This window comes from Lapidilactobacillus wuchangensis (assembly GCF_003946645.1).
GTDB classification, from domain to species: Bacteria; Bacillota; Bacilli; order Lactobacillales; family Lactobacillaceae; genus Lapidilactobacillus; species Lapidilactobacillus wuchangensis.
On record NZ_RHOU01000029.1, the window covers coordinates 1 to 1,802 of the forward strand.

Consider the following 1,802-nt stretch of genomic DNA (forward strand, 5'->3'; position numbering starts at 1 on the left):
TGGTAGATCTTTGAAAACTGAACAAAGTTTCGAAAATGTGCAGGGCTCATAACAACTTCGGTTGTTGTGATCAAGTAACATTTGCGAAGTCAATTCGCTAGTTTTTAAATCAAAAAAGAGTCACAAACTTTTATATGAGAGTTTGATCCTGGCTCAGGATGAACGCTGGCGGCGTGCCTAATACATGCAAGTCGAACGAGTTTCGATTTGATCAGAAGATGCTTGCATTGGAAGAGATAATCAAAACGAGTGGCGGACGGGTGAGTAACACGTGGGTAACCTACCCTTTAGTGGGGGATAACATTTGGAAACAGATGCTAATACCGCATAACAATAAAAACCACATGGTTTTTATTTGAAAGATGGTTTTGCTATCGCTTAAGGATGGACCCGCGGCGTATTAGTTAGTTGGTGAGGTAACGGCTCACCAAGACGATGATACGTAGCCGAACTGAGAGGTTGATCGGCCACATTGGGACTGAGACACGGCCCAAACTCCTACGGGAGGCAGCAGTAGGGAATCTTCCACAATGGACGAAAGTCTGATGGAGCAACGCCGCGTGAGTGAAGAAGGTTTTCGGATCGTAAAACTCTGTTGTTAGAGAAGAACGTACTTGGTAGTAACTGGCCAGGTAGTGACGGTATCTAACCAGAAAGCCACGGCTAACTACGTGCCAGCAGCCGCGGTAATACGTAGGTGGCAAGCGTTATCCGGATTTATTGGGCGTAAAGCGAGTGCAGGCGGTTTCTTAAGTCTGATGTGAAAGCCTTCGGCTTAACCGAAGAAATGCATTGGAAACTGGGGAACTTGAGTGCAGAAGAGGAGAGTGGAACTCCATGTGTAGCGGTGAAATGCGTAGATATATGGAAGAACACCAGTGGCGAAGGCGGCTCTCTGGTCTGTAACTGACGCTGAGGCTCGAAAGCGTGGGTAGCAAACAGGATTAGATACCCTGGTAGTCCACGCCGTAAACGATGAGTGCTAAGTGTTGGAGGGTTTCCGCCCTTCAGTGCTGCAGCTAACGCATTAAGCACTCCGCCTGGGGAGTACGACCGCAAGGTTGAAACTCAAAGGAATTGACGGGGGCCCGCACAAGCGGTGGAGCATGTGGTTTAATTCGAAGCAACGCGAAGAACCTTACCAGGTCTTGACATCTAGCGCCAATCTTAGAGATAAGACGTTCCCTTCGGGGACGCTAAGACAGGTGGTGCATGGTTGTCGTCAGCTCGTGTCGTGAGATGTTGGGTTAAGTCCCGCAACGAGCGCAACCCTTATTATCAGTTGCCAGCATTCAGTTGGGCACTCTGGTGAGACTGCCGGTGACAAACCGGAGGAAGGTGGGGATGACGTCAAATCATCATGCCCCTTATGACCTGGGCTACACACGTGCTACAATGGCTGATACAACGAGTTGCGAGACCGCGAGGTCAAGCTAATCTCTAAAAGTCAGTCTCAGTTCGGATTGTAGGCTGCAACTCGCCTACATGAAGTTGGAATCGCTAGTAATCGCGGATCAGCACGCCGCGGTGAATACGTTCCCGGGCCTTGTACACACCGCCCGTCACACCATGAGAGTTTGTAACACCCAAAGCCGGTGCGGTAACCTATTTATAGGAGCTAGCCGTCTAAGGTGGGACAGATGATTAGGGTGAAGTCGTAACAAGGTAGCCGTAGGAGAACCTGCGGCTGGATCACCTCCTTTCTAAGGAATAGTTAGGATTGGGGTCAAAGCCAACCTAACGTACGGAAACCTGCACACAAACTTCGAAACTTTGTTTAGTTTTGAGAGGTCTACCTCTCA

The 1,802-nt window shown here is 49.2% G+C and carries 1 rRNA gene; it reads left to right on the top strand.

Going from position 1 to position 1,802, the window contains the following annotated elements:
- Positions 1–130: 130 nt before the first annotated feature.
- Positions 131–1,703: ribosomal RNA gene (locus EKM82_RS11050) — 16S ribosomal RNA — on the top strand.
- Positions 1,704–1,802 lie beyond the last annotated feature (99 nt).